The sequence below is a fragment of the Streptomyces melanogenes genome (assembly GCF_014649795.1).
GTDB lineage: Bacteria > Actinomycetota > Actinomycetes > Streptomycetales > Streptomycetaceae > Streptomyces > Streptomyces noboritoensis.
On the sequence record NZ_BMTS01000032.1, the window covers coordinates 1 to 26236 of the forward strand.

Below are 26236 nucleotides of genomic sequence, written 5' to 3' on the forward strand. Positions count from 1 at the left end.
TCGTGGTAGGGGGCCGCGATGTCCAGCCAGGCACGCAGCACCCCCGCCAGGCGCGCCTCCAGATCGCTCTCGCGGTCCAGGACGTCGCGGACCGCCGCCTGGTGTTCGGCGGCGATCCGGTCGTAGAACCCCTGGATCAGGTGTTCCTTGCCCGCGAAGTAGTAGTACGCGTTGCCGACCGAGACCCCGGCCTCTTTGGCGATGGCCCGCATGGTCGTCTTGTCGTAACCCAGCTCCTGGAACAACCGCATCGCGGTCTCCAGGATCAGGGTGCGGGTCTGCTCGCCCTTGGCGGGACCCTGCTCGCTCTGCGGGACCTGGTTCTCTGCTGGCACGCCAAGAGCCTACGCATGACCGCGGTCAGGCTTCAGCCCGGGTGAGGACGGGAGTGTCCTGCACCGGGCGGCCGAACTGGCGCACCCCCGGCACCGCCGCCGTCGCCAGACAGGCCCCGCCCACCACCAGCGCGGCGGCCAGCAGCGGCACTTCGGGCCCCCAGGCGTCGGCGGCCAGCGGCCCGAGCGCGTACCCGACGGGCATCGCCGCCAGCGAGAGCAGCCAGTCGTACGAGGTCACGCGGGCCAGCGCGTGGCCGGGGATGGCCGACTGCACCGCGGTCTCCCAGACCGGCGAGAGGAAGCCGAGCCCGAGCTGGGCGATGCCGTACGCGGCGATGCAGACCGGCGCCGGGGCGGAGAGCGCAAGGAGGGTGAGCGGCAGGGCGTAGGTGGCCAGGCCCAGATTGGCCGTCAGGATGGGGCGCCTGGGCCGGGCGCGCCCGGCGAGCAGCGAGCCGAGCAGCAGGCCGACCGCGCCCGCCTGCATGAACGCCAGCCAGAACCCCTTGCCGTCGAACTGCTCGAAGGCGATGGCCGGTCCCAGCGTCATCAGGACGGCGGCGGCGCCGTTCCACGCGGAGTGGGCGAACAGGCTGGTCCAGTACCAGTCCCGCGACCGCATCTCGCCCCAGCCCTCCTTGAGGTCGGCGGCGAGCGAGCGCCGGACCAGCGGCACGTGCCGCACCCGGATCGAGGTCAGCAGAGCCGCGCTGACCGCGAAGGAGGCAGAGTCCAGCACGAAGGCCCAGCCAGGTCCGGCGGTCAGGATGAGCACGGCCGCGAGCGCCGGGCCGCCCAGCCGGGTGGCGCTGCTGACCACGCCCATCAGGGCGTTGGCGCGCCGCCGGTTCTCCTCCTCGACCGTGCTGGTGATCAGCGGCGCCATCGCGGGCATCGCGAAGGCGGAGGCGCAGCCGCCGATCGCCTCGGCGAGCGCGATCTGCCACAGCCGCGGGTCCCCGCCGAGCAGCTCGATGCCCACGAAGAGCTGGGTGGCGCAGCGGACGAGGTCGGTGCCGAGCGCGACCGTACGGGCGTTGACGCGGTCGCCCATGACGCCGCCGAACGGCAGGAGCAGCAGCTTGGGGACCATCGAACAGGCGAGCACGATCGCCAGCTTGGCGGTGGAGCCGGTCGCCATGAAGACGGCGAGGCTGAGCGCGGCCGGGATCACGGCGTCGCCGAGCAGGGACAGGGAGCGGCCGATGAAGAGCAGCCGGAACGCGCGCGTGCGCAGGGGATGCGGCAGTGGTGGCATGCCTCGCAATCTATTTCGGTGCCGAATAATTCGTCAACGAAATATTTCGCGGCCGAAGGGGCAGGTCGGGCTGTCGCGTACGTACGATCAGGACATGGAGAGCGCAGACAGAGCCGAGGAGCAGCGGGACTGGACCGACGGGCACGTGGAGCAGTGGCTGCCGGTGCTGCCGGGGCTCGACCCGGTGGTCGAGGGCGCGGTGACGCGGATGAAGAAGCTCTCCGTCCACCTCCAGCGCGTACGGGAGCAGTCCCTGGTCGACTTCGCGCTCGACCGGCCGGAGTTCGACACGCTGCACAAGCTGGCGGGGCGTGGGGGTACGGCGACGCCGTCGCAGCTCGCCACGGACCTGGACCTGGCGCCCGCGTCCGTCACGGGCCGCCTCGACGCGCTGGAGCGGCGCGGGTTCCTGCGCCGGACGCCCTCCACGACGGACCGGCGACGGGTCCACGTCGAGCTGACCGAGTCGGGTCGGGCGACGTGGCGGGGGGCGATGGACATGCTGGGGGACGAGGAGTCGCGGGTGCTGGGGGCGTTGTCGCGGGGCGAGCAGGAAGCACTCAACGACATGTTGCGGCGGATCATGGTGCTCGCGGAAGCGCGGGGCTGAGCGCTGGACGTGGGGCGACCATTAGGGGCGCGGGGAACTGCGCGACCAGCCCACGACGGCCCGCAGACGAGCAACTAGGCGGTACGCGAAAGGCCCCGCCTCCCGGAAGGGAAGCGGGGCCTACGCGTACCGCTCAGGGAATCAGAAGCGGCGCGTGATCAGCGCACGCTTGACTTCCTGGATCGCCTTCGTGACCTCGATGCCGCGCGGGCACGCGTCCGTGCAGTTGAACGTGGTGCGGCAGCGCCACACGCCGTCCTTGTCGTTCAGGATCTCCAGGCGCTGCTCCCCGGCCTCGTCACGCGAGTCGAAGATGAAGCGGTGCGCGTTGACGATCGCCGCCGGGCCGAAGTACTGGCCGTCGTTCCAGAACACCGGGCACGACGAGGTGCACGCGGCGCACAGGATGCACTTGGTGGTGTCGTCGAAGCGCTCGCGGTCCTCGGCGGACTGCAGCCGCTCACGCGTCGGCTCGTTGCCCTTCGTGACGAGGAAGGGCATCACGTCGCGGTACGCCTGGAAGAACGGGTCCATGTCCACGACCAGGTCCTTCAGGACCGTCAGGCCCTTGATGGCCTCGACCGTGATCGGCTTCTCCGGGTTCAGGTCCTTGATCAGCGTCTTGCAGGCGAGCCTGTTCTTGCCGTTGATCCGCATGGCGTCCGAACCGCAGATGCCGTGCGCGCACGAGCGCCGGAAGGTCAGCGAGCCGTCCAGTTCCCACTTGATCTTGTGGAGACCGTCGAGCACGCGCTCCTTCGGGTCGATCTCGACCTGGAAGTCCTGCCAGGTGGCCTCGTCCGAGATCTCCGGGTTGAACCGGCGGATCCGGAAGGTGACCGTGATGTACGGGGAGTCGGCGAAGCCCGCCTCCGCCTTTTCCAGAGTGGGGGTGGCCATCAGTACTTACGCTCCATCGGCTGGTAGCGGGTCTGGACGACGGGCTTGTAGTCGAGTCGGATCGAGTCCTTGCCGCCGTCCGCGACCTCGCGGTACGCCATGGTGTGGCGCATGAAGTTGACGTCGTCGCGGTTGGGGTAGTCCTCGCGGTAGTGACCGCCGCGGGACTCCTTGCGCGCCAGGGCCGAGACGGCCATGACCTCGGCCAGGTCGAGCAGGTTGCCCAGCTCGATGGCTTCCAGGAGGTCGGTGTTGAACCGCTTGCCCTTGTCCTGGACCGAGACGTTCTTGTAGCGCTCGCGGAGCTCCGCGATCTTCTCCACGGCCGTCTTGATCGTCTGCTCGGTGCGGAAGACCATGACGTTGGCGTCCATGGTCTCCTGCAGCTCCTTGCGGATCACCGCGACCCGCTCGGTGCCGGTCGACGACAGCAGGTTCTTGACCTGCGTCTCCACCAGCTCCGCCGGGTTCTCCGGAAGCTCGACGTAGTCGTGCTTGGCGGCGTACTCGGCGGCGGCGATGCCGGAGCGCTTGCCGAAGACGTTGATGTCGAGCAGCGAGTTGGTGCCCAGGCGGTTGGCGCCGTGCACCGATACGCAGGCGACCTCGCCGGCTGCGTACAGGCCCGGGACGACGGTGGTGTTGTCCGCCAGGACCTCACCCTCGACGTTGGTCGGGATGCCACCCATGGCGTAGTGCGCGGTGGGCTGGATCGGGATCGGGTCCGTGTACGGCTCGATGCCCAGGTACGTGCGCGCGAACTCGGTGATGTCCGGGAGCTTGGCGTCCAGCTGCTCCGGCGGGAGGTGCGTGAGGTCGAGGTAGACGTGGTCGCCCTCGGGACCGCAGCCGCGGCCCTCACGGATCTCCGTGTAGATGGAGCGGGACACGACGTCACGGGACGCGAGGTCCTTCATGACCGGCGCGTACTTCTCCATGAAGCGCTCGCCGTCCTTGTTGCGGAGGATGCCGCCCTCACCGCGGGCGCCCTCCGTCAGCAGGATGCCCATGCGCCAGATGCCCGTCGGGTGGAACTGGAAGAACTCCATGTCCTCCAGCGGCAGACCACGGCGGTAGCAGGCGGCCTGGCCGTCACCGGTCAGGGTGTGCGCGTTGGAGGTCACCTTGAAGAACTTGCCGGTGCCGCCGGACGCGTAGATCACGGACTTCGCCTGGAAGACGTGGATCTCGCCGGTCGCGAGCTCGTACGCCACCACACCGGCGGACGTCTTGACGCCGTCGACCTCGGTGATGAGCTGGTCGAGCACGTAGAACTCGTTGAAGAACTCCACGCCCTCCTTGACGCAGTTCTGGTACAGCGTCTGGAGGATCATGTGGCCGGTGCGGTCCGCGGCGTAGCAGGACCGGCGGACCGGGGCCTCGCCGTGGTTGCGCGAGTGGCCGCCGAAGCGGCGCTGGTCGATGGTGCCGTCCGGGGTGCGGTTGAACGGCAGGCCCATCTTCTCCAGGTCGAGGACCGCGTCGATGGCCTCCTTCGCCAGGATCTCGGCGGCGTCCTGGTCGACCAGGTAGTCACCGCCCTTGACCGTGTCGAAGGTGTGCCACTCCCAGTTGTCCTCCTCCACGTTGGCGAGCGCGGCGGCCATGCCGCCCTGCGCCGCGCCCGTGTGGGAGCGGGTGGGGTAGAGCTTCGTCAGCACCGCGGTGCGGCTGCGCTTCGTCGCCTCGATGGCGGCGCGCATACCGGCGCCACCGGCGCCGACGATGACGGTGTCGTACTTGTGGATCTTCATCAGAGAATTCCTCAGTCCCTCAGCCCGTGGCCTAGCGGATGTTCGGGTCGAAGGTGAAGATCACCAGCGTGCCCAGCAGGACGGTGAACACCGTGGCGGTGTAGAGCAGCATCTTCAGCCAGAAGCGGGTGTTGTCCCGCTGCGCGTAGTCGTTGATGACCGTGCGCAGGCCGTTGGCGCCGTGCAGCATCGCCAGCCACAGCATGGCCAGGTCCCAGACCTGCCAGAACGGGTTGGCCCAGCGGCCCGCCACGAAGGCGAAGCCGATCTTGGAGACGCCGCCGTCGAGCACCAGCTGGATGCACAGGTGGGTGACGACGAGGACGACCAGGACGACGCCGGACAGCCGCATGAAGAGCCAGCCGTACAGCTCGAAGTTGGTGCGGGTCGACTTCGGCGTCTTCTTGGTCCGCTTGCGCGGGGCCTCGATGAGCGGCGCGGGGTTGTCGGCGTCGTACAGGCCGGTGGCCTCGACCTCGCCGATCGCGGAAGTGGTTTCGGCAGACATGTCAGTCCTCAGCTCCCGAACAGTTCGCGGGCGGCGTGACCGAGCACCGGGTACAGCGCTCCGGCCATCAGAATCAGCCAGGTGATCACGACGGACCACAGCATCTGCTTCTGGTAGCGGGGGCCCTTGGCCCAGAAGTCGACCGCGATGATGCGGAGACCGTTGAGCGCGTGGAAGAGGATGGCGGCGACGAGGCCGTACTCCAAAAGAGCCACGATGGGCGTCTTGTAGGTAGCGACGACCTTGTCGTAGTCCTCGGGGGAGACACGCACGAGGGCGGTGTCGAGGACATGGACGAACAGGAAGAAGAAGATGAGGACACCGGTGACTCGATGAGCCACCCACGACCACATGCCTTCCCGGCCGCGGTACAGCGTTCCAGCCGGCACGGAAAAACCCTCCGGGAGCGGGGACTAGGGCCGGCCGGCTTGACTGTCGGTCTGACCCGGCCGGGTACGGTCCACCGGCCCCGGTCATCGTAGCGACGAGATGTCGGTTCGTTCGCGCGGGGTCCTCAGGTGTGATCAAACAGGCAATCAATCTGCCACGGACGGGCTACGGACGGGCCCGGACGGGCCGTCATGGGGCCGGTGGTGGGGGCGGGTTCAGCGGGGTGCGCCCGCCGTGTCCGGTTCCGGGTGGTTGGTCAGGAGATGGGTGAGTCGGGCACGGGCGAGTCGCCGCAGCTCCTCGGCGGCGATGGCCCGCTCCTCGTCCTGCTCGTTGGTCATCCGCACCCGGATTCCCCCGAGCATCTCGTTCAGGTGTTCGGTGGGGCGTCGCCCCTCCAGGCAGATCACGAAGGCGTGCCCGAACCGGCTCTCGTACGCGGCGTGCGCGGCCCGCAGCGCGGTGTGGGCCGCCGACGGGGCCGTGGGGTCCAGGCCCGGCGAGCGCTCGTCGGCAAGGGCCTCGGTGAGGTCGTCGTGCGCGAGGTCGTAGCTGGCCTCGTCGGCCGCGGCGAGCAGCGCGTCCAAATCCGGGTAGGGGCGGTGGGCGGCCACCCGCAGGGCCCAGCGGCGGCTGGCGCAGCACCCGAGCAGCACGGCCTCGGCGGCCGCCTCGGGGGCGTGGTTGAACCGTACGAGCCCGTCCTCGACCGGCTCGTACGGGCCCGGGATGACCGGGTTGGTGTAGGCCTGCTCCGATACGGCCGGGCGGCCTGTGGGGCGGGGAGTGTGATGAAGTGGCGGCGGTCGCTTCCGGGGGCCGGCGTGGGAATCGCTGGACAGCGTGGGCTCCTCGAACGAACGACGAACGGCGGCCGGCGACGGCTTCGTGCGGGCGCCGGCGGAGAGACAGCAGAGAGGCGGGAGGTGAAGAAGAGGTGGGAGTGCCGCCACGCTATCGAGGCCCGGTGGAGGGTGTCCGACGGTCGCGCGAATTTCACCCGGACGTGAGGGGTGAGGTGCGCATGGTGGACGCCTCCCGGGTCCCTCGCCTCGCCTTCGCCGTGGTTGTTCCCGTATGGGAGGATTCAGAGTGATGTCGCAGTCCAGGAGTGCCGGCGGCGCCGACGGCGCCCGCGGTGACCGGACGGCCCGGATCGGCCGGGGCGCCCTGGTGGCACGCGTCGCCGTCGCGGCGGCGGCCGCCCTCGTGCTCACCGTGCTGGTCTGGCCCGAGGACGACACCCACGGCGGCCACGGCGGCCGCCTCGATCCGAAACCGGGCGCCTCCTCCTCGCCCGCCCAGATCTACCCGCTCTCCTCGCCGCCCCGCACGATCCCCTCCGTACGGCAGCACGAGCCCGCCCGCGGCCCCGGCTTCCGGCCCGTCGCGGCCACCCGCGTCGTCGTGCCCACCGGCAGTGAGGCGCTCGCTGACGAGGCGCAGCTGCTCGCGGAGGAGCTCGACAAGGAGTACGCGCAGGGCGCGGCGCCCCGGCCCGGGGACATCGAGCTGGCCCTGGACCCGAAGGCCAAGGCCACCCCCGAGTCGTACACGCTGACCGCCCGCGAGCGGACCGTGCGGATCACCGGCCCCGACGAGGCCGGGGTCTTCTACGGCACCCGCACCCTCAAGCAGGCGCTGCGCGACGGCGGGGTGATGCCCGAGGGCGTCGTCGAGGACTGGCCCGACCGCCCCCAGCGCGGCCTCAACCTGGACATCGCCCGCAAGCCGTTCACGGCGGGCTGGATCGAGGCCCGGCTGCGCGAGATGGCCGACCTGAAGATGAACCAGCTCGGGCTGCACTTCTCCGACGACCAGGGCTTCCGTATCGAGTCCGCCTCGCACCCCGAGGTCGTCTCGCGCGACCACCTCAGCAAGCGCGAGGTCGAGCGGATCGTGGCGCTCGCCCGGCGGCTGCACATCGAGGTGGTCCCCGAGATCGACTCGCCGGGCCACCTGGGCGCGGTGATCAAGGCCCACCCGGCGCTCGGGCTGCGCAGCGCCACCGGCCGCACCGTCCAGGGCGCGGTCGACATAGCGAACCCGGAGGCGGCGCGGTTCGTCGACGACCTGCTGCGCGAGTACGCGGACCTGTTCCCCGGCGCCTACTGGCACCTCGGCGGCGACGAGTACCTCGCCCTGATGGCCAAGAACCCCGAGGCCACCTACCCGGGCCTGGCCGCCGCCGCGCGCGCCAAGTACGGCCCCAAGGGCGACATAGCGGACCTGGCGACCGGCTGGCTCAACGACCGGGCGGCGACGCTGCGCCCGTACGGCAAGAAGTTCAAGGCCTGGAACGACGGCTACTTCAAGGGCACCTCCGTCGCCCCCGACCGGGCCCGCGAGGTCGAGTACTGGACCGGCAAGGAGCTCGGCGCCCGCCCGCCGGAGGAGTACCTCGCCGAGGGCCGCAAGACGGTCAACCTCAACGACGAGTACCTGTACTACGTCCTGGGCGAGCCCAACGCCTTCAAGTACCCCACCGGGCGGCGCATCTACCAGGAGTGGACGCCGCTGGTGCTGCGCGGCACCAGGCCCGTCGCCGCCCGCTACTCCGACCAGGTGCTCGGCGCCCGGTTCGCCGTCTGGTGCGACTACGCCGACGCCCAGACCCAGGACCAGGTGGCCCGCGGCATCCGGATGCCGCTGCGCGCCACCGCCCAGAAGCTGTGGGACCCGCGCACGCCGGCCGTGGACTGGGAGGAGTTCAAGGAGCTCGCCGACAAGCTGGGGTGAGCTCCCGCCAGGCCCCGGCCGTCAGGCTGGGGTGAGCCCCGTCAGGCCCCGGCTGTGACAATTCCGGCCGCCCGTGCGCAGAACAGACCATGGGGGACGGGGGCCGGCATGGCCGGATACGGGCCGACGACGCGGAGCTCGGGGCGGCCGTCGCACGCGCCCAGGAGGGGGACGAGCGGGCCTTCGCCGTGGTCTACCGGCTGGTCCACCCGGGGCTGCTCGCCCAGATGCGGGCGCTGGTCGCCGCCGAGGCCGAGGACGTGGCGTCCGACGCGTGGCTGGAGATAGCCCGTGACCTGGCCCGGTTCCGGGGCGACGGGGCGGGCTTCAGAGGCTGGGCCGCGACCATCGCGCGCCACCGGGCCCTGGACCACCTGCGCCGCCAGAAGCGAAGACCGCGCACGGTCGGGCTCGACCAGGAGGCGCTGGAACTGCCGGGCGGCCAGGACACCGCCGAGGCGGCCCTGGAGTTCCTGTCGACCCGCTGGGCGCTCCAGCTGATCGCCACCCTGCCGCGCGAACAGGCCGAGGCGGTGCTGCTGCGGGTGGTGGCCGGGCTCGACGGCGTGGCGGCCGGGCGGGTCCTCGGCAAGCGCCCCGGGTCCGTACGGACCTCGGCGCATCGCGGGCTGCGGCGGCTCGCGCAGGGGCTCGGGTCGGAGACGGACCGGCCGTAGGCGCGGGGGAGTCGGCGCGGAAGGACGGCCGGGGCCGCCACCCCCCACAGGAGAGGCCCCGGCCGTCTTCCGTCGGGGCCGTGTGGCGACCCCGTACTCCTCTCAGCGCCATGGCTGCGTTTTCTGTCACACCGCGCTGTGTCAGTGAATTGTTGCGGGTTGTACAAGTAATGGACTTAACCGCCGCCCAGGCCGTAGCGTGCTCCTTCGCGCCGGTCGGCGCGGCAGCGATGACCGGCTGCGACACCAGGGCAGGGTGCAGGGAGTGCAGGGGGAAGACGCGGAGCTGACCGCCGCGATACTCGCGGCACAGGGCGGCGACGAGAGCGCGTTCCGTGCTGTGTACCGCGCGGTGCACCCACGGCTGCTGGGCTACACCCGCACGCTGGTGGGCGAGGCCGACGCGGAGGACGTGACGTCCGAGGCGTGGCTCCAGATAGCCCGGGACATCGAGCGCTTCAGCGGCGACGCGGACCGGTTCCGCGGCTGGGCCGCCACCATCGCCCGCAACCGGGCCCTGGACCACATCCGGATGCGCGGCCGCCGTCCCGCCGTGGGCGGCGACGAGACCGAGCTGACCGGCCGCCCCGCCGACTCGGACACCGCGGGCGAGGCGATGGAGTCGCTGGCCACCGGACATACGATGGCGCTCATCGCGCAGCTCCCGCAGGACCAGGCCGAGGCCGTGGTGCTGCGGGTGGTGGTCGGGCTCGACGCCAAGAGCGCGGCCGAGACCCTGGGCAAGCGGCCCGGCGCGGTGCGCACGGCCGCGCACCGCGGCCTCAAGCGGCTGGCCGAACTGCTGGGCACGGAGGACGCCCCGGCGGATCTCGGCGGTGTGCCGCCGCAACGGAACCGGTCGTGCGGTGTGACGCAATCGGGTGCGCCGACGCAGAAGGACATGTGATGGCCGACGAGCGCCACGAATGGCTGGACGAGGACGTCGCGGAGCGGCTGCTGCGCGGCGAGAACGTCGTTCCCGCCGACGACCGTGCCCGCGAGCAGGCCGAACGGCTCTCCGCCGTGCTGCGCGCGCTGGCCGGTCCCGACGTACGGCAGACCATGGACGCCCCGGCCGCCGCCACCCGCGACCTGCCGGGCGAGGCCGCGGCGCTGGCCGCGTTCCGCAGCGCCCGCGCCGAGGCCGGCGCCCCGTCCGGCGCCCGCGCCGACACCGTCGTACGGGTCGGGCGCGCGCCCCGTGGCACCCGCGCGCCCCGACGGCTACGGCCGGTCCGCTTCGGCCTGGCCGCGGCGCTCGCCGGGTGTGCCCTGGGCGGCGTCGCCATGGCCGCCGGGACCGGTGTGCTGCCGGGGCTCGGCACCGCGGGGCCCGGCCCCGAGTCGTCCGTGTCGGCCGTCGCGAGCCCGGAGCCGATCGCCTCGGAGTCGCCGTCCGCGCGCACCGGCGCCCCCGCCACCCCGAAGTCGCCCACGCCGGGCCGCTCTCCGTCGGGCGAGGCCACCACTCCGGGTGCCACACCGGGATCCGCCGGTACCCCGAAGACGACGCCCGCCCCACCCGCCCCGACCGAGGGGCAGAAGAACGACTGGGCTTCCAAGAAGGTCGAGTACTGCCGCGACTTCCGCTCGGGACGCCTCGACCAGAACCGTCGACAACGGCTGGAAATCGCCGCTCTGGGCGCCGAGCGCGTGAAGCAGTTCTGCGATGCCGTCATCGCGGAGGCCGACCGGGGCCGCAAGGGCGGCTCCGGGGGCAAGGGCGACTCGGGCGGCAAGGGCGGCTCCGGCGACGACAAGGGGGACGGCCATGGCGGCCCCGGCGGCACCTCCGGGGGCCGCGGCGGCCGTGACGGCTCGGTCCTGAAGCTGCCGAACGTGAGCTGGTCGACGCCGCCCGCGAGCGGCTCACCTGCGCTCCCCGGTCTGCCGGGCGTCCCGGGCACCGGCGACGCCGACCAGAGCGGCGCGACCCGGCCGCCCGCCCTGCCGGCCGTCCCGCCGGCCTCCCGCGCGCTCCCGGCGCCGCGCCCGCTCGCGCTGCTCGGCGCGGTCGTGACGGGCGCCGACCAGCGGCTCGCACACCGGCTCGACCGACTGGTGTGACACTTTTCGGCCCGCCGACGCAGTAGGAAGTGAGCCGACTGGTCATCGGCGGCGCAGTGAGCCCGGGTTCCCCCCGTACCCAGGGCTCGGCGCGAATGGCGCGGGCGGGAGACGTTCCCCCGATCCCGCCCGCGCCCTCTCTTGTCCGGCCGGGCCGCCCTGGGCGGCCCGGCGGCCGGATCACCAGTAGATGACGACCTTGTCGTTGACCTTCACCTGGTCGAAGAGCTTGGCGAGCTTGGCCTTGTCGCGCACGTTCACACAGCCGTGCGAGGCGCCCGCGTAACCGCGCTTGGCGAAGTCCGACGAGTAGTGCACGGCCTGGCCGCCGCTGAAGAACATCGCGTACGGCATCGGCGTGTGGTAGATCGACGAGACGTGGTTCTTGCTCTTCAGGAAGACCTTGAAGGTGCCCTCGCGGGTCGGCGTGTACTGCGAGCCGAACCGCACGTCCATCGACGACAGGACCTTGCCGTTCACCACCCAGTTGAGCGTGCGGGTGGTCTTGCTGATGCACAGCACGCGGCCGGTCATGCACCGCTTGTCCAGCTTGGTCTTCGGCTTGTTGACGGCCTTCCCGGCGAGCTCGTCGCGGGTCGGCTTGGTCGTCATGTCCGCCAGCCGCTGCAGGGTGGCGGTGTCTGCGGAGCCCGTGGTGGGCAGTCCGCGCTTGCTCTGGAAGCCCTTGACGGCGGCGACGGTGACGCTGCCGTATGTACCGGTCGGCGTGTCGTCGAACCAGCCGACCTGGGCGAGCCGGGCCTGGAGCTCCTGGACCTGGGCGCCCTTGGCACCGGTCGCCATCAGGATCTTCGGGGCGGACTTGGCGGCGCTGTTGGCGGACGGGGCGGACGCGGGGTCGGCCTCGGTGGCGCCGTCGGCGGTGCTGCCGTCGGCCTTGTTGTCGTTCGCGGTGCCGTCGGACGGTGCCGTCGACGGCGCTGCCGCCGCCGGCTTCTGGTCGGCGGCCCCCGCCGCCTTGTCCGACTGGGCCCCGCACGCGGCGGTGACGGTCAGCACGGTCGCCGCGGCGAGCGTCCTGGCTATGACAGTGGTGAGATGGATCCGGCGCATCGTCGCCCCCCTGATGATTCCCTCTGGTTGACCCCAGAGACTGTTTCCCGGCCCGAACGGTTGCAAAAAACCGTCGAGGAAGCGAGGCGGAAAACATGGCGCGCGAGTCGGACGGTGCCCGGCGCACCGAGAGCGGTCTTCCCCTCGACCCGGTCTACGGGCCGGACGCCCTGGCCGGGTGGGACGCGGCCGAGCAGTTGGGCGAGCCGGGCGCGTACCCGTTCACCAGGGGCGTCTACCCGACGATGTACACGACACGCCCCTGGACGATGCGCCAGTACGCCGGGTTCGGCACGGCGACCGAGTCCAACGCCCGCTACAAGCAGCTGATCGCCAACGGCACCACGGGCCTGTCCGTCGCCTTCGACCTGCCCACCCAGATGGGCCACGACAGCGACGCGCCGCTGGCGCACGGCGAGGTCGGCAAGGTCGGGGTGGCCGTCGACTCGGTCGAGGACATGCGGGTCCTGTTCGACGGGATCCCGCTGGGCGAGGTCTCGACGTCGATGACGATCAACGCGCCCGCGGCGCTGCTGCTCCTGATGTACCAGCTGGTCGCCGAGGAGCAGGGCGTCCCGGCGGGCGAGCTGACGGGGACGATCCAGAACGACGTGCTCAAGGAGTACATCGCCCGGGGCACCTACATCTTCCCGCCCAAGCCGTCGCTGCGGCTGGTCGCGGACGTGTTCCGGTACTGCCGGGCCGAGATGCCGAAGTGGAACACGATCTCGATCTCCGGCTACCACATGGCCGAGGCGGGCGCCTCGCCCGCGCAGGAGATCGCGTTCACGCTGGCCGACGGCATCGAGTACGTCCGTACGGCTGTGGCGGCCGGGATGGACGTGGACGACTTCGCGCCGCGCCTGTCGTTCTTCTTCGTCTCCCGTACGACGCTCCTCGAGGAGGTCGCCAAGTTCCGGGCGGCTCGGCGGATCTGGGCGCGGGTGATGCGGGAGTCGTTCGGCGCGAAGGACCCCAAGTCGTGGATGCTGCGCTTCCACACCCAGACGGCCGGGGTGCAGCTGACCGCCCAGCAGCCCGAGGTGAACCTGGTCCGGGTCGCCGTGCAGGGCCTGGCGGCGGTGTTCGGCGGCACGCAGTCGCTCCACACGAACTCCTTCGACGAGGCGATCGCGCTGCCCACGGACAAGAGCGCGCGCCTCGCCCTGCGGACGCAGCAGGTCCTCGCGTACGAGACGGACGTGACGGCGACCGTCGACCCCTTCGCCGGGTCGTACGTCGTGGAGTCCATGACGGACGCCATGGAGGCGGAGGTGCTGGCGCTGATGCGGCGGGTCGAGGACCTGGGCGGGGCGGTGAGCGCGATCGAACACGGCTTCCAGAAGGGCGAGATCGAGCGCTCGGCGTACCGGATCGCGCAGGAGACGGACAGGGGGGAGCGGGTGGTGGTGGGGGTGAACCGGTTCCGGTTGGAGGCGGAGGAGGCGTACTCGCCGCTGCGGGTGGATCCGGAGATCGAGGCGCGGCAGGGGGCGCGGCTCGCGCGTCTGCGGGCTTCGCGGGACTCGGGTGCGGTTGCCTCGGCGCTGGCGGAGTTGCGGTCCACCGCGGGGGGTTCGGGGAACGTCCTGTACCCCATGAAGACCGCGCTGTCCGCTCGCGCGACGGTGGGGGAGGTGTGCGGGGCGCTCCGCGAGGTGTGGGGGAGCTATGTTCCGCATGAGGTGTTCTGAGGCTGCGGGATGCCTGCGGACCGGTGGGGGCTGAGCGCGCAGTTCCCCGCGCCCCTAAAAACCCTCGTTTGTCTGCGGACCGTGGGTGGCTGGTCGCGCAGTTCCCCGCGCCCCTAAAAGCGCCCCTCCGGGCCGCCCAGGGGATTGCCGCGCAGCGGCATTCTTAGGGGCGCGGGGAACTGCGCGACCAGCCACTCACCCAGCCGCAGACGAAGGCCGGGCCCTTACCCCTCGTCCCGCCCCGCGAACACCGTCTCGATCCCCGCGATCACCACCCGCAAACCCCCCTCGAACCGCTCCTCGTACCCCCTGAAGAGATCCGGCCCCGCCGCCGCGGCCAGCGGAAAGTCGCCCAGGCGGACCGCGCGCGCGTCGATGTCGAGGGGCTCGGGGCCCATGCCCTGTTCCTCGGCCACGAAGCCCATCGTGTAGGCGTACGCGGTCGTCCCGGCCAGCACCGCGTCGCTCGGCGCGATCCCCGCCGCTTCCATCGCGGTGAGCAGCGCCTCCAGCGACGCGGCGTGATCGGTCCCGGTGAAGCGCGCACCCCCGTACACCTTCGCCCCGTCGCGATAGCTCAGCAGCATGGACCGCAACGCCCGGTTGAAGGCGGCGAGTTGGTCCTGCCAGGGCGTGTCGGGGGTCATGTCGGGGACGCCGTCCGCCGCCATGCGGCGGTACATCACCGTCGCCATCTCATCCAGCAGCGCCTGCTTGTTCTTGAAGTGCCAGTACAGCGCGGGCGCCTGGACCTTCAGCTCCTTGGCGATCGCCCGGAGCGTGAGCCCGTCCAGGCCCACCTCGTTCAGGAGCCGCAGCGCGGTGTCGGTGACCTGTGCGCGGTCGATTCTCGTCGTAGCCACCTTGACAACTTAACACCGTTAAGCGGATGCTCCCGGCATGGCACTTAACAACGTTAAGCAAGCGCCCGTGACCGCAGTCGACGTCCTCGTCGTCGGCGCCGGTCCCGCCGGGCTCGCCCTCGCCGTCGACCTCGCCCGGCGGGGCGTGGACACCCTGCTCGTCGAGAAGTCCGACGTGCTCTTCCCCGGCTCGCGCGGCAAGGCCGTCCAGCCGCGCACCCTGGAGGTGCTCTACGACTTCGGGATCCTGGACCGGGTCCGGGCGGGCGGGTGCGAGTACCCGCGGATGCTCACCTGGGAGGGCCCGGACGGGACCGTGCGCGGCCGCGAGTGGGACATCATGGAGCGCGCCGAGGCCACCGAGCGGACTCCGTTCCCCAACGCCCTGATGATCGGCCAGTCGCACCTCCAGGCGCTGCTCCACGACCATCTGCGCGCCCTCGGCGGCGAGGTCGTCTTCGAGGCCGAGGTGACCGGCCTCGACCAGGACGAGGACGCGGTCACGGCCACCTTCGCGGACGGCCGCGAGGTCCGCGCCCGCTATCTGGTCGCGGCCGACGGCGGCAAGTCCACCGTGCGGCGGCTGCTCGGCGTCTCCATGCGCGGCGAGCGCGTCGACCCCAAGCCGATGCTGGTGGCGGACGTGCTCCTCACCCCGGACGCGGTGCGGACCGTCGACGAGGACCACTGGCACATGTGGCCGGGCGCGAGCGGCGGCGGCGCCTCGCTCTGCCCGCTGCCGGGCGTGCCCCGGCTGTTCCAGCTGTACGCGCAGTACGAGGACGTGGACGCGGTGCCGGACACCACCCCGGAGGGCGTACGGAAGCTGGCCGCCACCCGTACCCCGGTCACCGCCGACCAGGTGGCCGAGGTCGTCTGGGCCTCGGAGTTCCGGCCGTGGGCCGCCTTGGCGGAGCGGTTCCGGGAGGGCCGCGTCTTCCTGGTCGGGGACGCCGCCCATGTGCACTCGCCGGCCGGTGCCCAGGGCCTCAACACCAGCGTCCAGGACGTCTACAACCTCGGCTGGAAGCTCGGCCAGGTGCTGCGGCACGGCGCCCCGGCCGAGCTGCTCGACACGTACGAGCAGGAGCGGGAGCCCGTCGCCGCCGACGTCCTCGGCATCAGCACCCGGCTGCACCGCGAGGCGCGGTTCGGGCAGCAGCCCCAGCGCGGCAACGAGGTCAAGCAGCTCGGCATCGGCTACCGGGGCGGCCCGCTCGCCTCGGGCGGCGCGGGCGCCCTGGAGCCCGGCGACCGCGCCCCGGACGGCATCCTCCCGGAAGGCCGCCTCTTCGACCTCTTCCAGGGCCCGCACTTCACCCTGCTGGCCTTCGGCACCGAACCCCCGAGGGATCTCGGCGACCAGATCCACGTCCACGAACTGAGCCCGTACGCCACCTACGGCCGCGGCCTGTTCCTGATCCGCCCCGATGGATACGTGGGCTGGGCGGGGGAGACGGCGGAGGGGCTCAGGGAGTACCTGGCGAGGACCGGGGCCGCCGCCGGGTGACCTACGCCGCCCGCGCCCGCCGCGCCGCGGCCCGCGCCCGGCGGGCCAGCTTCCGTACCGTCGCGTTGCGCGGGATGAAGGCCAGCTGGGACGGGATCGCGCCCGGGAGGGCCAGGGTCGTCAGGCGGCGGCGTTTGAAGTAGCGCCAGGTGTGCGGGGTGAGATGGCGGGAGAGGTAGCGCTCGGCCGCGGGGCGCAGGTCGGGGCGGATCTCGGACTGCATCGCGTAGCCGACCGCCGCCACCAGCGCCGCCAGGTCGTGCGGCGGCTCCGGCGGCTCGCCCTCCAGGGGCGGCAGCAGCGCGTCCACCAGCGTCACCGGCACCCGGTTGCTGTTCTGGTACGGGGTGAGGCGGTCCAGGAGGAGGTCCGTGCCGGTGCGGGCGACGGGGATGTCGTAGAACGCGGACGCGGTGAGGAGCGCGGTGGAGAAGCAGCCGACCACCAGCGCCGGGCGGATCCGCTCGTACAGCACCTCGGCCAGCAACGGGCTCTCCAGGACCGTCAGTTCGACGCCCAGGCCCTCGGCCTCCGTGCGCAGCGACTCCGACCAGGCGGGCGGCGCCGAGGGGTGCGGCTTGAAGACGATCCGGCGGTGGCCGCGCGCGGCCGCGCCCCGCACCATCGAAAGGTGCAGCCGCTCCTCCTCCGCCTCGGTCAGGATGGAGAGCGCGGCCAGGTACTGGCCGAGCAGCAGGGCCGCGCCCTCGGGCACGTCCAGGTCGGCGTCGTCGGCCGACAGCTCGCCCACCACCTTGGTGAAGGCCGCCGTCGGGATCACCTCCGCGCCCACCTCGAACTCGCCGAGCAGCAGCGGCTCCAGGCCCGGCACCAGGTCCAGGTGCAGCACCCGCCGCACCCGCGAACCCACCAGCGGGTCCAGCTTGTTGCGGGTGGGGCCGTAGCTCATCAGCCCGTCCGCGTACACGTGCAGCGGCGCGTCCGGGAAGAGCTGGGCGACCGCGCCCGCCGGGTTGACCTGGATGGACTCGACGGCCAGCTCGATCCGGTCGTCCCCGAGGTCCCAGGCGCGCCGCAGCTGCCGCTCCCACAGCGGGACGTCGTCCGCGCGCGGCGCCCAGCCGCCCGGGTGCATCGGCGCGATGGTCTCGTTCCACGACAGCACCCCGTCGAAGCGCTCCCGCAGCGGCGCGAAGCCCGGCATCTCGTCGAGCGAGGGCGAAGTCTCCGGGATCGGGGCGTTGTTGCTGACCAGGAGCAGCCGCCGGTCGGCCGGGCCGAAGCAGTCGCTGTCGATCGCGGCGGCCAGCGTCGCCACTCCGTACAGCGTCGTCGCCAGGAAGATCTGAGTCGTACGCATCAGGCCGCGGCCCCCGCCGAGCCGAGGGAGGCCGTGCGTCCGCGCAACCGTCGCAGCCGGGACGCGCGGCCCGAGTCCATCGAGTCGAGCGCCTCGTTGAGAATGTCCTGCGGCATCCTTTTCAGCGCTCCCGCACTCATTGTCCGCAGTTTCCGTGCCACGGCCGGTTCGAACCTTTCACTGTTTCCCAGGTGGTGGGAAATGATGGCGCAGTATGTCCGTACCGCCTTCGGCAGCAGTTCCGCGGAATTTGGATCTTGGGCTGTTTCCTCGATTACCTGGTCGAATGCCCGGATGAAATCGAGCTGGCGTACGTCACCGATCTGCGTCAGTGAAGTCGCCACTCCGCGCCGGTAGTAGACGCCGAGCAGACCCACCACCGCGAAGGATTCCGCCCGCCGGTGCAGCCGCCAGATCCACGGCCGGTCCTCGGCCGTGCGCAGCCCGTCCGTGAAGTGCAGCAGACCCCGCTCCACCAGCCGCCGGTGGTAGATCCCGGCCCAGGCGAACGCGTAGTCCACCGAGGTCGAGCGGGTGGTCGGCAGGATCGCCGTGCGCGGGTCCAGCACCTCGCCGCGCCGCCCGTGCGGCACCCGCTGCACCGAGCGCTGGCTGCCGGTGCACTGCACGTGGTCGGTGCGCAGGAAGTCGCAGCCCAACTCCTCGATCTCCGCCACCAGTCGGGAGTAGTAGCCGGGCGCGAGCCAGTCGTCCCCGTCGAGGAAGGTGACGTACTCGCCGCGCGCCGCGTCGATGCCGGTGTTGCGAGCGGTGGCGAGACCGCCGTTCTTCTCGTGTCTGAGCACCACCGCCCCCGGCAGCTCGCGCTCGGCGCGGGCGAGCAGCGCGGCCGTACCGTCCGAGGAGCAGTCGTCGACCAGAAGGAACTCGAAGTCCTCACGCGCGTTGTCGCGCAGACTTCTCAGGGTGTCGGGGGCATAGGTCCGCACGTTGTAGAACGGCACGACCACGGAGAGCTTGACCACCCGGGTGACGCTAAGTGCCGCCGCGTCATTCGCCCTGTCCGTGCGAGGGATGTTGGGTGAACACTGGGCGACCGGCTTATTAACCGGTTCACTTTGCGAGCTCTTTCTTCTTTCGTAGACGCGCTGTTAACCATCTGTTGCGGTCCAGTTGGGCCGCCAAACGGAATGGATTCCTAGTTTCGTCGACGTGCCATCACGTACGAACCCCACCGACACTCCGCCGCGGATCGCCGTTCTCGCCGATTCCGACACCCGGTGGAAATGGGGTGCCCTCACCGCCCGCCGGATCGCCGAGCGCCCGCCCGAGCTCAGCGGCTTCCTGCTGCGCGGCCGGGCCACCCCCACCCCGCGCCAGCTCGCCGAGGTCGGCGTCGACGCCGACGCCCTGCGCGAGGTGACGATGGCCGCGTTCCTGAAGGCGGTCGAGGGCGAGCGGTACGACGTGGTGGTCCTCGCGCTGGTCGGCGGCGCGGCCCAGGCGGCCCTGCACGGCCTCGCCCGGCTGTGGCCGGCCGGCACCCGCAGGCCCGTCCTGGTCACCGGCTACGTCGGCGTCGTCTACGAGAAGCTCGCCGACGGCCTGCTGCTGCGCCACGGCGCCGACGTGGTCCTTGCCAACTCCCGGCACGACGCCGAGCGGTTCCGCGCGGTGTACGAGGGCGTGGGCGCCGACGCCTCGGCGGTGACCGAGGCCGCCCTGCCCTTCCTCGGCGGTGCGCCCTACGCGCCCGAGCCGGGCCGCGACACCGTCGTCTTCGCCGCCCAGCCCTCCGTGCCCGAGAGCCGCGCCGACCGGCTCTACCTGCTGCGGCGCCTGATCGCCCACGCCCGCCGCCACCCCGACCGCGAGGTGCTGCTCAAGCTGCGCTCCAAGCCCGGCGAGCACACCACGCACATCGAGGAGCAGCCGTACCAGAAGCTGGCCCGCTCCCTGGAGCTGCCGCCCAACTTCCGTCTGGTGTACGGGAACATGGGCGAGGTCCTGGACCGCACCGACCTGCTGGTCACGGTCTCCTCGACGGCCGCCCTGGAGTCCCTGCACCGCTCGGTGCCCACCGCCGTCCTGACCGACCTGGGCGTACGCGAGGGCCTCGGCAACCACCACTTCGTCGGGTCGGGCTGCCTCGCCTCCTGGGACCAGCTGGACGACGGCCACCGCCCGGCCCCCGACGTGGGCTGGCTCGCCGCCCAGGGGGTGGCCCCCGGCGACGCCTACGCCACCGCCTTCGACGCGGCCCGCGCCCGCATCGCGGAGCTGCTCGCCCGGCCCGGCCTGCCGCCCGTGCGCCCCTACTACACGCCCGAAACCGCCCCCGGCTATCTGCCCGGCATCCTCGCCCGCCACCACCTCGCCCCCGACGGCACCCCGCTGCCGGGCGCCGCACCCGAGGCGGAGGCCACCGGCGTACGCCGCCTGGTGCGCGACGCCGTACGGGACGCGGCCCGCGGGGCCTACCGCCACGGCGTGCAGCGCGTGGCCCCGGTCATCCGCCGGATGGGAGAACTCTGATGAACGACCGGCCTTCGACGAACGCCCGGCCCAAGGTCCTGGCCGTCATCCCGGCCCGGGGCGGCTCCAAGGGCGTCCCCGGCAAGAACCTCGCCGCGGTCGGCGGCGTCCCGCTGGTCGTCCGGGCCGTCCGGGCCTGCCTCGCCGCCCACCACGTCACCGACGTCGCCGTCTCCACGGACGACCCGGCGATCGCGGCCGCGGCCGCCGCGGCCGGCGCGCACGTGGTGGTGCGGCCCGCCGCGATCGCGGGGGACACCGCGACCAGCGAGGCGGCCGTGCTGCACGCCCTCGAAGGGCACGCGGACACCGACGTCGTCCTGCTGGTGCAGTGCACCAGCCCCTTCCTGACCCACGAGGACGTGGACGGGGTCGCCGCGGCCGTCGTCGTGGACGGCGCCGACACCGCCGTCACCGTCGCCCCCTTCCACGGCTTCGTCTGGCGCGAGTCCGTCGAGGACGGCGGCGAGGGCATGGGCCACGACAAGAGCTTCCGCCCGCGCCGCCAGGACCGCCCCCAGGACTTCCTGGAGACCGGCGCCGCGTACGCGATGGACGCCGAGGGCTTCCGCACCCACCGCCACCGCTTCTTCGGCCGCACCGCGCTGGTCAAGACCGACCCGGCGCGCGTCCTGGAGATCGACGACCCGCACGACCTGGCCCGCGCCCGGGCGCTCGCGCCGCTGCTCGACCCGGCCCGCACCCCCGACCACGCCGACGTCGACGCGGTCGTCCTCGACTTCGACGGCACCCAGACCGACGACCGGGTGCTCATCGACTCCGAGGGCCGCGAACTCGTCGCCGTGCACCGGGGCGACGGGCTCGGCGTCGCCGCCCTGCGCCGCGCGGGACTGAAGCTGCTGATCCTCTCCACCGAGCAGAACCCGGTGGTCGCCGCCCGCGCCCGCAAGCTCCGGATCCCCGTACTGCACGGCGTCGACCGCAAGGATCTCGCCCTCAAGCAGTGGTGCGAGGACGCGGGGGTCGACCCGGCGCGGGTGCTCTACGCGGGCAACGACGTCAACGACCTGCCCTGCTTCTCCCTCGTCGGCTGGCCGGTCGCGGTCGCCGACGCCCACGACTCCGTGCGTGCCGCCGCGCGCGCGGTCACCGCCACCCCCGGCGGTGAGGGCGCGATCCGCGAGATCGCCGCCTGGCTCCTCGGACCCGAGCTCCACCACACCCCTTCGCTCCACAACTCCCCCGCCCAGTAAGGACACCCCCTCATGAGCAACCGTCTGCGCACCTTCGGCAGCCGTACCGCCGGACCGGGTCAGCCGGTGTACGTCACCGGTGAGATCGGCATCAACCACAACGGTGACCTGGGCAACGCCCTCGCCCTGATCGACGCCGCCGCCGACGCGGGCTGCGACGCCGTCAAGTTCCAGAAGCGCACGCCGGAGATCTGCACGCCGCGCGACCAGTGGGACATCGAGCGCGACACCCCGTGGGGCCGGATGACGTACATCGACTACCGCCACCGGGTGGAGTTCGGCGAGTCGGAGTACCGCACCATCGACGAGCACTGCAAGAAGCGCGGGATCGACTGGTTCGCCTCCCCGTGGGACACCGAGGCCGTCGCCTTCCTGGAGAAGTTCGACCTGCCGGCGCACAAGGTCGCCTCCGCCTCGCTCACCGACGACGAGCTGCTGCGCGCCCTGCGCGCCACCGGCCGCACGGTGATCCTCTCCACCGGCATGTCCACCCCGAAGCAGATCCGGCACGCCGTCGAGGTGCTCGGCAGCGACAACATCCTGCTCTGCCACGCCACCTCCACGTACCCGGCGAAGGCGGAGGAGCTCAACCTGCGGGTCATCAACAGCCTGATGGCCGAGTACCCCAACGTCCCGATCGGCTACAGCGGCCACGAGACGGGCCTGCAGACCACGCTGGCCGCCGTCGCCCTCGGCGCCACCTTCGTCGAGCGCCACATCACCCTGGACCGCGCCATGTGGGGCTCCGACCAGGCCGCCTCCGTCGAGCCGGGCGGTCTGCAGCGCCTGGTCCGCGACATCCGCACCATCGAGGCCGCGCTCGGCGACGGCGTCAAGAAGGTGTACGAGTCGGAGCTCGCCCCGATGAAGAAGCTGCGCCGGGTCACCGGTGTCGTCGCCGAGGCCGAGGCGGCCGACGCCGACCGCGCGCCGGTCTCGGTCTGAGCCGGGCCGGCCGCCGTGCCTCGGGACACCTCCGCCACGATCGCCTTCGTGGAGAGCCCGGTCCAGCTGCTCAACGTGCTGGAGTGGGCCCATTCCACGCGCCCGCTGCTGAACGGCGTGCCGGCCCAGCGGTCCGGGCCCCAGGACGCGGCGGCCGCCCACGACGACCTCACCGTCGTCGTCCTGTCGCCCACCGACCCGATGTCGCGCGGCCAGCTGCGCCGGATGGCGGAGCTGGCCCGCGAGGAGGGCATGCGGGTGCGCTGGGAAGAGGCGCGCGGCGGGCCCACCGCGCCGCTGCGCACCATCGGCGGGCTCTCCTCGCTGCTGCGCCGCGCCGACCGGATCGTCATCGGCGACCCGTTCTCGCGCTACGTCCAGCTGCTGCTGACCGTGGCCCGCGCCCGTGACCTGGTCGTCGTCGACGACGGCACGGCCACCATGGAGTTCGTCGCCCAACTGGGCAGCGGCGAGCGGCTGGTGCGCTGGCACCGGCGCGGCAGCCGGGCGGGGGCGCGCGACGTGCTCTTCGCCCCCTTCGCCGCCTCGGCCCGCCGTCGGCTCACGCCCTCGCGCGGGCGTACGGTCGAGGTGTTCAGTGCCATGCCCGTACAGGCGCCGGAGGCCGTCACGGTCACCCCGAACACCTTCGGCTGGACCCGGGCCCGGTTCGGTCCGCCGCGCATCACCAAGGGCGCGGACATGGTGGGCACCTCGCTGGTGGAAACCGGCGTGGTCGACCCCGACCGGTATCTGGAGGCGGTCGCCACCCTGGCCCGCACCCACGGCGTGACCCGGTACTTCGCCCACCGCCGCGAGTCCCCGGAGAAGCTGCGCACGCTGCACGTGCGCACCGGCCTGGAGATCGTCCGGCCGGACCTGCCACTCGAACTCATCGCCCGCCGCGGGCCCGTCGGGCGGACGATCCTCAGTTTCCCCTCCACGGTCGTGCACACCCTGCCGCCCGCCTTGGCGGGCACCGACGTGCGCCTGCTGGTCTGCGACATCGACCCCCGCTGGCTCACCGACAAGGCGTCCCCGCGCGCCCAGGGCTTCCTCGCGGACGTCACCGGCTCGGCCCGCGACGCCCACGGGCTGCGCATGGTCGCGGCGTGAGCGGGCGCCCGGGCCGGGGCGCCCGCCGGGGCCCCGGCGGGCCGTCCGCGCGCGCCGGACTGAGACGGCGCTGAGAGCGCGCTGAGAGAACACTGCGAAACATCTGCGACACGCCTGAGAAACGAGCGGCGAGTTTACCCAGCCCCCACGGCCGACAACCGTCGGCCGGGCAGATTTCTTTCCCCTATCGGGCTGAACTTTTGTTGATCGACGGTTAGTTGGCCCTTGAAGGGGCCTACTCTTCAACAGGTGAACCAGTTGATGTCGCGCGCCTCCGACGAACCCGAAGCCGATCTGCCCGGGGAAGCCCCACTGCCCGGGTTGCTCCCCGAGCCCCTGGGCGCCGAACTCATCGCCTTCCGCCGGGACTTGCACATGCACCCCGAGCTGGGAAACCAGGAGTACCGCACCACCGCGGCGATCAAGAAGCGGCTGGAGGCGGCCGGGCTCAAGCCCCGGGTCCTCGACAGCGGGACCGGACTCCTGTGCGATGTCGGCACCTGGAAGGGGGGACGGCCCATGCTGGCGATCAGGGCGGACATCGACGCCCTGCCGATCCCGGACGCCAAAGTCAACACGCCGTACCGCTCGACCGTCCCCGATCGGGCGCATGCCTGCGGCCACGACATCCACACCACCACCGTGCTCGGCACCGGTCTGGTGCTGGCCGAGCTCGACCGCCAGGGCCTGCTGCCGAACCCGGTCCGGCTGGTCTTCCAGCCCGCCGAGGAGGTGCTGCCCGGCGGCGCCACCGACGCGATCCGCTCCGGCGCGCTGGACGGCGTGGGCAGGATCATCGCGGTGCACTGCGACCCGCGCGTCGACGCGGGCCGGATCGGGCTGCGGGCCGGGCCGATCACCTCGGCCTGCGACCGGCTGGAGATCACCCTGGACGGGCCCGGCGGCCACACCGCCCGCCCGCACCTGACCACCGACATGGTCACCGCGGCCGCCCGGGTGGCCGTCGACGTGCCCGCGCTGCTCGCCCGCCGGATCGACGCCCGCGCCGGGCTCGCCGTCACCTGGGGCCGCATCGACGCCGGGCACGCCTGCAACGTCATCCCGATGCGCGCGGAGCTGGCCGGAACCGTGCGCTGCCTGGACCTGGACGCCTGGCGCGACGCGCCCGACAAGGTGCACGCCGCGATCGACGAGGTGGCCACTCTGCACGGCGCGAAGTCCGAGATCAACTACGTCCGCGGCGTGCCGCCGGTCGTCAACGATCCGGCGGTGGCCGAACTCCTGCGCGAGGCTCAGACGGCGCGCCGAGGGGCCGTCGCGATCGAGGACACCGAGCAGAGTCTGGGTGGCGAGGACTTTTCCTGGTACCTGGAGCACGTGCCGGGCGCGATGGCCCGGCTCGGCGTGCGCACTCCGGGGTCCAACGCCCGTCTTGACCTGCATCGGGGTGATTTCGACGCCGATGAGGCGGCCATCAAGGTCGGTGTGGAGCTCTTCACTGCCGCAGCGCTGCTGGAAGGACACCGTTCGTAACCGGACACTTCATCCTCTGTTCGCGGCGATTCGATAACGGCTTCCGAACAGGTCTTTACGCGACATCTACGCGCGTTACGATCCGACGCGAAACCAGCGCCGGTAGGGGCGCTCTCGGTTCGTTTTGAAGGGACCTCCTCGTGCGCCGGGTATCCAAGATCGCTGCGGCCGGTATCGCCACCGCCGCGCTCGCGCTTTCCGCCACCGCGTGTGGCAGCACCTCCTCCGAGAAGGACAAGGACACCTCCTCGTCGTCCAGCGCGGGCGGCAAGGGCGTCAAGGTCGGTGTCGCGTACGACGTCGGCGGCCGTGGCGACCACTCGTTCAACGACTCCGCCGCGCGCGGCATCGACAAGGCCAAGGCGGAGTTCGGCGGTGAGATCAAGGAGCTGACGGCCAAGACGACCGACACCGAGGCCGACCGCGTCGAGCGCCTCACCCAGCTGGCCCAGGCGGGCTACAACCCGGTCATCGGCATCGGCTACGCCTACGCCAACTCGATGAAGCAGGTCGCCGCCAAGTTCCCGAAGACCAGCTTCGGCATCGTCGACTCGGTCGTCGAGGGCGCCAACAACGTCGACAACATCGTCTTCACCGAGGAGCAGGGCTCCTACCTGGCCGGCGTCGCCGCCGCCCTGAAGACGAAGACCGACCACGTCGGCTTCATCGGTGGCGTGGACGTTCCGCTCATCAAGAAGTTCGAGGCGGGCTTCGTCCAGGGCGTCAAGGACACCAAGCCGGGCGTCAAGGTCGACCCGCAGTACCTGTCGCACGGCTCGGACACCTCCGGCTTCGCCAGCCCCGACAAGGGCAAGGCCGCAGCGCAGGGCATGCTCGACAACGGCGCCGACGTCATCTACACGGCGGCCGGCTCCTCCGGCAACGGCGCCATCGAGGCCGTCGCGGGCAAGAAGGGCGCCTGGGCGATCGGCGTCGACTCCGACCAGTACAACCAGGCGTCGCTGGCCAAGTACAAGGCCTCGATCCTGACCTCGGTCGTCAAGAACGTCGACATCGGCGTCTACGACCTGGTCAAGTCCGTCAAGGACGGCAAGCCGCTGACCGGCACCAACAGCTACCCGCTGGCCAAGGACGGCGTGTCCCTCGCCACCAGCGGCGGCTTCATCGACGACATCAAGCCCAAGCTCGACGAGGCCAAGAAGAAGATCGTCGACGGCCAGATCAAGGTCAAGACGACCCCGTGATCCGGGCCGTGACCCGGCCCCCTCGCGGGGGCCGGACCGCGTCACGGCACTGAAGCAGTGACG

At 71.8% G+C, this 26236-nt stretch carries 24 protein-coding genes; 13 read left to right on the forward strand and 11 right to left on the reverse strand.

Going from position 1 to position 26236, the window contains the following annotated elements:
• Together IE252_RS37850 and IE252_RS37855 are read right to left on the reverse strand one after the other, a co-directional pair.
• A partial coding sequence (locus IE252_RS37850) for a TetR/AcrR family transcriptional regulator (protein ID WP_190094034.1) occupies nt 1-335 on the reverse strand: 335 nt, incomplete at its 3' end.
• A 25-nt stretch (nt 336-360) separates the two neighbouring features.
• Nucleotides 361-1596, reverse strand: coding sequence for an MFS transporter (locus tag IE252_RS37855; RefSeq protein ID WP_190094035.1), 1236 nt, complete (start codon nt 1594-1596; stop codon nt 361-363).
• Nucleotides 1597-1690: 94 nt separating this feature from the next.
• Between IE252_RS37855 and IE252_RS37860 the strand changes: the two genes are divergently transcribed.
• Entirely contained in the window at nt 1691-2206 is a 516-nt protein-coding gene (locus IE252_RS37860) for a MarR family winged helix-turn-helix transcriptional regulator (RefSeq protein ID WP_190094036.1), read from the forward strand.
• A gap of 141 nt (nt 2207-2347) precedes the next feature.
• Here IE252_RS37860 and IE252_RS37865 read toward each other — a convergent pair whose 3' ends face one another.
• From IE252_RS37865 to IE252_RS37885, 5 genes are all read right to left on the reverse strand, one after another.
• A complete protein-coding gene (locus IE252_RS37865; RefSeq protein WP_190094037.1) occupies nt 2348-3106 on the reverse strand; it encodes a succinate dehydrogenase iron-sulfur subunit in 759 nt (252 codons plus the stop codon).
• Nucleotides 3106-4860 (reverse strand): succinate dehydrogenase flavoprotein subunit, encoded by a 1755-nt coding sequence (sdhA, locus tag IE252_RS37870; protein WP_190094038.1) that lies wholly within the window; start codon nt 4858-4860, stop codon nt 3106-3108. Before sdhA ends, IE252_RS37865 begins: the two co-directional genes overlap by 1 nt.
• Before the next feature lie 31 nt (nt 4861-4891).
• Nucleotides 4892-5368 carry a succinate dehydrogenase hydrophobic membrane anchor subunit gene (locus IE252_RS37875; RefSeq protein WP_101389719.1) on the reverse strand — a complete coding sequence of 159 codons (477 nt, stop codon included), beginning with the start codon at nt 5366-5368 and terminating at the stop codon, nt 4892-4894.
• 8 nt (nt 5369-5376) lie between these two features.
• Nucleotides 5377-5757, reverse strand: coding sequence for a succinate dehydrogenase, cytochrome b556 subunit (sdhC, locus tag IE252_RS37880; RefSeq protein ID WP_101389720.1), 381 nt, complete (start codon nt 5755-5757; stop codon nt 5377-5379).
• 216 nt (nt 5758-5973) lie between these two features.
• On the reverse strand, nt 5974-6489 hold the full coding sequence (locus IE252_RS37885; protein WP_229849065.1) for a 2-oxo-4-hydroxy-4-carboxy-5-ureidoimidazoline decarboxylase: 516 nt from the start codon (nt 6487-6489) through the stop codon (nt 5974-5976).
• 364 nt (nt 6490-6853) lie between these two features.
• On the opposite strand from IE252_RS37885, the gene IE252_RS37890 reads away from it, so the two are divergent.
• The 4 genes from IE252_RS37890 (at nt 6854) to IE252_RS37905 (ending at nt 11241) form a co-directional block, all read left to right on the forward strand.
• Entirely contained in the window at nt 6854-8497 is a 1644-nt protein-coding gene (locus IE252_RS37890) for a beta-N-acetylhexosaminidase (RefSeq protein ID WP_190094039.1), read from the forward strand.
• 89 nt (nt 8498-8586) lie between these two features.
• A complete protein-coding gene (locus IE252_RS37895) occupies nt 8587-9174 on the forward strand; it encodes an RNA polymerase sigma factor (RefSeq protein WP_190094040.1) in 588 nt (195 codons plus the stop codon).
• Nucleotides 9175-9439: 265 nt separating this feature from the next.
• On the forward strand, nt 9440-10081 hold the full coding sequence (locus IE252_RS37900) for an RNA polymerase sigma factor (protein ID WP_190094041.1): 642 nt from the start codon (nt 9440-9442) through the stop codon (nt 10079-10081).
• Complete coding sequence (locus IE252_RS37905; protein WP_190094042.1) at nt 10081-11241, forward strand: hypothetical protein; 1161 nt, start codon at nt 10081-10083, stop codon at nt 11239-11241. Before IE252_RS37900 ends, IE252_RS37905 begins: the two co-directional genes overlap by 1 nt.
• A 180-nt stretch (nt 11242-11421) precedes the next feature.
• Here the strand turns inward: IE252_RS37905 and IE252_RS37910 are convergent, their stop codons facing one another.
• A complete protein-coding gene (locus IE252_RS37910; protein ID WP_190094043.1) occupies nt 11422-12315 on the reverse strand; it encodes a L,D-transpeptidase family protein in 894 nt (297 codons plus the stop codon).
• A 95-nt stretch (nt 12316-12410) separates the two neighbouring features.
• On the opposite strand from IE252_RS37910, the gene IE252_RS37915 reads away from it, so the two are divergent.
• Nucleotides 12411-14009 (forward strand): acyl-CoA mutase large subunit family protein, encoded by a 1599-nt coding sequence (locus tag IE252_RS37915; RefSeq protein ID WP_190094044.1) that lies wholly within the window; start codon nt 12411-12413, stop codon nt 14007-14009.
• A gap of 224 nt (nt 14010-14233) precedes the next feature.
• Here the strand turns inward: IE252_RS37915 and IE252_RS37920 are convergent, their stop codons facing one another.
• Nucleotides 14234-14872, reverse strand: coding sequence for a TetR/AcrR family transcriptional regulator C-terminal domain-containing protein (locus IE252_RS37920; RefSeq protein ID WP_190094045.1), 639 nt, complete (start codon nt 14870-14872; stop codon nt 14234-14236).
• 67 nt (nt 14873-14939) lie between these two features.
• Here IE252_RS37920 and IE252_RS37925 point away from each other — a divergent pair, with 67 nt between their 5' ends.
• Nucleotides 14940-16382 (forward strand): FAD-dependent oxidoreductase, encoded by a 1443-nt coding sequence (locus IE252_RS37925; protein WP_308434600.1) that lies wholly within the window; start codon nt 14940-14942, stop codon nt 16380-16382.
• A gap of 1 nt (nt 16383) precedes the next feature.
• Here IE252_RS37925 and IE252_RS37930 read toward each other — a convergent pair whose 3' ends face one another.
• Together IE252_RS37930 and IE252_RS37935 are read right to left on the reverse strand one after the other, a co-directional pair.
• Nucleotides 16384-17703 carry an alpha-2,8-polysialyltransferase family protein gene (locus tag IE252_RS37930; protein WP_190094047.1) on the reverse strand — a complete coding sequence of 440 codons (1320 nt, stop codon included), beginning with the start codon at nt 17701-17703 and terminating at the stop codon, nt 16384-16386.
• Nucleotides 17703-18689, reverse strand: coding sequence for a glycosyltransferase family 2 protein (locus IE252_RS37935; protein ID WP_190094048.1), 987 nt, complete (start codon nt 18687-18689; stop codon nt 17703-17705). Before IE252_RS37935 ends, IE252_RS37930 begins: the two co-directional genes overlap by 1 nt.
• A 187-nt stretch (nt 18690-18876) precedes the next feature.
• Here IE252_RS37935 and IE252_RS37940 point away from each other — a divergent pair, with 187 nt between their 5' ends.
• From IE252_RS37940 to IE252_RS37965, 6 genes are all read left to right on the forward strand, one after another.
• The gene (locus IE252_RS37940) at nt 18877-20199 is read left to right on the forward strand and encodes a DUF6716 putative glycosyltransferase (protein ID WP_190094049.1); all 1323 of its coding nucleotides are present in this window, start codon (nt 18877-18879) and stop codon (nt 20197-20199) included.
• Nucleotides 20199-21413 carry an acylneuraminate cytidylyltransferase gene (locus IE252_RS37945; RefSeq protein ID WP_190094050.1) on the forward strand — a complete coding sequence of 405 codons (1215 nt, stop codon included), beginning with the start codon at nt 20199-20201 and terminating at the stop codon, nt 21411-21413. The genes IE252_RS37940 and IE252_RS37945 overlap by 1 nt, the downstream gene beginning before the upstream one ends.
• Before the next feature lie 12 nt (nt 21414-21425).
• A complete protein-coding gene (locus IE252_RS37950; protein ID WP_190094051.1) occupies nt 21426-22358 on the forward strand; it encodes an N-acetylneuraminate synthase family protein in 933 nt (310 codons plus the stop codon).
• A gap of 108 nt (nt 22359-22466) precedes the next feature.
• Nucleotides 22467-23474, forward strand: a complete 1008-nt coding sequence (locus tag IE252_RS37955; RefSeq protein WP_373298678.1) for a hypothetical protein — start codon at nt 22467-22469, stop codon at nt 23472-23474.
• A 261-nt stretch (nt 23475-23735) separates the two neighbouring features.
• Complete coding sequence (locus IE252_RS37960) at nt 23736-24968, forward strand: amidohydrolase (RefSeq protein WP_190094082.1); 1233 nt, start codon at nt 23736-23738, stop codon at nt 24966-24968.
• Nucleotides 24969-25108: 140 nt separating this feature from the next.
• The gene (locus tag IE252_RS37965) at nt 25109-26173 is read left to right on the forward strand and encodes a BMP family lipoprotein (protein ID WP_190094053.1); all 1065 of its coding nucleotides are present in this window, start codon (nt 25109-25111) and stop codon (nt 26171-26173) included.
• Nucleotides 26174-26236: the final 63 nt, after the last annotated feature.